The organism is Streptomyces sp. DvalAA-14, from assembly GCF_900091855.1.
GTDB lineage: Bacteria > Actinomycetota > Actinomycetes > Streptomycetales > Streptomycetaceae > Actinacidiphila.
Genome location: NZ_FMCH01000269.1, coordinates 1 through 3,528 on the forward strand (window position 1 = coordinate 1; position 3,528 = coordinate 3,528).

General features: G+C 73.3%; 5 protein-coding genes. 3 read left to right on the forward strand and 2 right to left on the reverse strand.

Going from position 1 to position 3,528, the window contains the following annotated elements; genetic code table 11:
• Positions 1-120: 120 nt before the first annotated feature.
• Together GA0115240_RS13810 and GA0115240_RS13815 are read left to right on the forward strand one after the other, a co-directional pair.
• Entirely contained in the window at positions 121-1,068 is a 948-nt protein-coding gene (locus GA0115240_RS13810) for a N(4)-(beta-N-acetylglucosaminyl)-L-asparaginase (protein ID WP_093736973.1), read from the forward strand.
• Positions 1,065-1,895, forward strand: a complete 831-nt coding sequence (locus GA0115240_RS13815) for a M55 family metallopeptidase (protein WP_093736974.1) — start codon at positions 1,065-1,067, stop codon at positions 1,893-1,895. The genes GA0115240_RS13810 and GA0115240_RS13815 overlap by 4 nt, the downstream gene beginning before the upstream one ends.
• A gap of 46 nt (positions 1,896-1,941) precedes the next feature.
• Here the strand turns inward: GA0115240_RS13815 and GA0115240_RS13820 are convergent, their stop codons facing one another.
• The gene (locus tag GA0115240_RS13820) at positions 1,942-2,403 is read right to left on the reverse strand and encodes a nuclear transport factor 2 family protein (protein WP_093736975.1); all 462 of its coding nucleotides are present in this window, start codon (positions 2,401-2,403) and stop codon (positions 1,942-1,944) included.
• Between the two features lie 152 nt (positions 2,404-2,555).
• Complete coding sequence (locus tag GA0115240_RS13825; protein ID WP_093736976.1) at positions 2,556-2,843, reverse strand: DUF4190 domain-containing protein; 288 nt, start codon at positions 2,841-2,843, stop codon at positions 2,556-2,558.
• Positions 2,844-3,078: 235 nt separating this feature from the next.
• Here GA0115240_RS13825 and GA0115240_RS36155 point away from each other — a divergent pair, with 235 nt between their 5' ends.
• Positions 3,079-3,423 (forward strand): helix-turn-helix transcriptional regulator, encoded by a 345-nt coding sequence (locus GA0115240_RS36155; protein WP_141708831.1) that lies wholly within the window; start codon positions 3,079-3,081, stop codon positions 3,421-3,423.
• The last annotated feature ends 105 nt before the right edge of the window (positions 3,424-3,528 follow it).

The following is a 3,528-nucleotide window of genomic DNA, read 5'->3' on the forward strand; positions in this document are numbered from 1 at the left end:
GCCGAAGGACGGGTGCGAGACTGCGGCCACATACAGGTAAGCGGTCCGCGGCCCGCGCCGCCCTCACCGGCGGGCGCGGTACGGGCAGGACCGGACGGGTGGGCACCGGACAGGAGGAACATGCCGGAAGCGGTGATCATCGGCAGTGAGCGCAGCGAGGTCGGGCTGCCGACCGGAATGGACGTGCTGCGGCGCGGCGGCTCGGCGCTGGACGCGGTGGAGGCCGCGATGCGGCGCTGCGAGGACAATCCGGCCGACCACTACGTGGGCACCGCGGGGCTGCCCAACGCGCAGGGCGTGGTCGAACTGGACGCGTCCTTGATGCTGGGCTCCGGGCGGCAGTTCGGGGCGGTGGCCGCCCTGCGCGGCTACCCGAACCCGATCTCGGTGGCCCGGGCCGTGCTGGAGAAGCTGCCGCAGCACAGCCTGCTGGTCGGCGAGGGCGCCGCGCTGTTCGCCGCGGAGAACGGCTTCAGCACGGCCGAACTGCTCACCGACGCCTCGCGGGAGCTGTGGCGCAAGCAGGTCGTCCAGTCGCGGGAGTCGGTGGAGGGCGAGAACACCGCCGCCACCGACGGCGACACGCGGTACCGGGAGAGCGCCCTCGCGCTGATCCGCCGGCTGGCGCCGCACGACGGCCCGTGGGGCACCATCAACATCATCGCGCTGGACTCCTCCGGTGAGATGTGCGTCGGGGTGTCCACCTCCGGCTATCCGTACAAGTATCCGGGCCGGGTCGGCGACTCGGCGCTGCCGGGCGCCGGCAACTGGTGCGATCTGCGGGCCGGCGGCGCCGCGTGCACCGGCCGCGGCGAGCTGAGCATGCGCGGCGGCACCGCCCGGACCATCGTCGACCTGCTGGCGGCGGGCCAGGACCCGTCCGACGCCTGCCGCGCCGCACTCGCCGACGCCGCCACCCTGCCGGACGACTTCCGCGCCGAACTGCGGGCGCTGGCCCTCACTCCCGACGGCCGGCACGGCGGCGCGGCCGGCCAGCGGGGCAGTGTCTACGCGCTGATGACCGACGCGTCCACCGAACCCGAGTTCCGGCCCCGGAGCGTGCTGTGAAGATCTTCGTCTCCTCCGACATGGAGGGCACCGCCGGAGTGGTGGACTGGTCGCAGTGCCGCCAGGGCCAGCCGGAGTACGAGCACTACCGCCTGCTGCTGCAGGAGGAGGTCAACGCGGCCATCGAGGGCGCGCTGGAGGGCGGGGCCACCCGCTTCCTGGTCAACGACTCGCATTCCACGATGGCCAACCTGCGCCCGGACGCGCTGGCCGGCCGCGCGCGCTACCTGTCCGGCCGGCACAAGCCCTTCTACATGATGCAGGGCCTGGACGCGTCCTTCGACGGCGTGTTCTTCGTGTCCTACCACGGCTCGATGTCGAGTACGCGGGCCACGCTGTCGCACACCTACAACCCGGCGGCGATCAGCGAGGTCCGGCTGAACGGCACCGTGGCCGGCGAGAGCGGCATCAACGCGCTGGTCGCCCTCGGCCACGGCGTCCCGGTGCTGCTGATCACCGGCGACGAGACCACCGCCACCGAACTGGAGCCCTTCAGCCCGGGGGCGATCGGCGCGGTCGTCAAGTCGTCGGTCTCCCGGTTCGCCGCCGACAGCCTGCACCCGGCCGAGGCGGGCGAGATGATCCACGACGCCGCGCGGCTGGCGGTCGGGGCACTGCCGGGCGCCGCGCTGCCGGCCATCGAACTGCCGGCCACCTTGACCGTCCGGATGCGCAACCCGGACCTGGCCGAGATGGCCACCTGGATCAGCGGGGTCGAGGCCGACCCCGGCGACCCGGTGACGGTCCGGATCACCGACAGCGATCCGATCCGCCTCTACCGGACCTTCGTCACCGTCGTGCTGCTCACCCGGGGCATCGCGGAGTGACCCCGGCGGCTGCGGCGGCCGGCCCGGCGGCGGGCCGCCGCACCGCTCACTTGGTCGGGAACTCCACGCCGGTCTCGCTTTCCGGCCGCGGGCCGAAGATCCGCCGTTCGGCCGCGGTGATCTGCACGTCGTTGATGCTGCCCTCGCGGACGCGCATCAGCCCGTGCTCGTCGAACTCCCACAGCTCGTTGCCGTAGGAGCGCCACCACTGCCCGGCGGCGTCGTGGGACTCGTACTGGAAGCGGACCGCGATGCGGTTCCCGGCGAAGGCCCAGAGGTTCTTGCGGAGCGCGTAGTCCAGCTCGCGCTTCCACTTGGCGGTCAGGAAGGCGATGATCGCCTCGCGCCCGGTGATGAAGGTGTCGCGGTTGCGCCAGACGGAGTCGACCGAATAGGCGCCGGCCACCCGCTCCGGGTCGCAGGTGTTCCAGGCGTCCTCGGCGGCCTGCACCTTCCGCAGGGCGGAGTCGTGGTCGAAGGGGGGCAGCGGCGGCCGGTCGTCGGTCATGCGCGTCTCCTGGGGGAGGGTCTTTTCTGCGACGCTGCCCTTTGTATCGCAGGCCGGCCCGATCTTGATCGCGGACACGGCACGGAGGCCCGGCCGGCGTTCCGGTCGGGGCTCGCGCGGGGGCCGCGGGCGCGGCGCGGCGGACGGCGGGGTCAGCCGCTCACGTGCCACTGCAGGCCGCCGTTGTTGCTGGCGACCACCAGCAGCACGACGAACAGGATGATGTCGAACGCGCCGAGGATCACCGACGCCAGCGCCATCCCGCGCCCGGAGGCGCCGCGGTTGGCGTTCCGCAGGCCGACGCCGCCGAAGATCAGCGCCAGCGGGCCGAGGATGAAGTTCAGGACGAAGACGCCCACCACTCCGCACACCAGCCCGGCCACCGCCAGGCCGTTGGTGCCGGTTCTGGAACGCGTCGTGTTGCCGTAACCCGTGGTCATAACGCTCTCCTCCGTTTTCCGTCGGCCCCAAGCGCCCTTCTCCGGGCTCCGGTTGAGTCCGCCGCCGGCTGGTCGTCGTAAGACCTCGCTTGCCCGGTGAACGCCCGCGCATCCCTGGCATCCGTGCGGGGTGGAGACCGGCGAGGGAGGATGAGTACCCGTTACGGGAATGTAGGGATGAGCTGACGGATCGTCGGGACATCACGGGGCGGCGCGGCGAACAGGAGGCGGAGGCGTGGCCGCTGCGCCGCCGGCCGGGAAGGACGCCGCGGCCCGCCTCCGCGCCCGGGTACGGGACGAGGCCAAACGGGCCGCGCTCGCGCAACTCTCCCGGGGCGGCGCCCGGGCGCTGTCGCTGAACGCCGTCGCCAAGAGCCCCGGGCTGACCGGACCCGCGCTCTACCGCTGGTCAGACGAGGAGGACTCCGGCGGTACGCCCCGACAGCGCACCAGGAGGGACGGCCCTCGCACCGGGGAGGGCGGCCCCAGCCGGAACGCGCCGGACCGGTGCTGCGGCCGGCCGGACCCGCGCCGGGCCGGGTCGGGCCTCCTCACCACCCGGTCAGGAACAGGTGGTTGACCAGCAGCGCGATGCCCGCCTGCGCGGCCAGCCAGCCGCGCCGGTCCCGGGGCGGCAGCAGCGCGGCGGTCGCGGGGAGCCACAGGGTGAAGGGCAGCCAGATCC

What these genes read in the sequence shown, in the direction of transcription:
- GA0115240_RS13810 (WP_093736973.1), top strand. Translation starts at nt 121, where the DNA reads ATGCCGGAAGCGGTGATCATCGGCAGTGAGCGCAGCGAGGTCGGGCTG.
- GA0115240_RS13825 (WP_093736976.1), bottom strand. Translation starts at nt 2,843, where the DNA reads ATGACCACGGGTTACGGCAACACGACGCGTTCCAGAACCGGCACCAAC.
- GA0115240_RS13820 (WP_093736975.1), bottom strand. Translation starts at nt 2,403, where the DNA reads ATGACCGACGACCGGCCGCCGCTGCCCCCCTTCGACCACGACTCCGCC.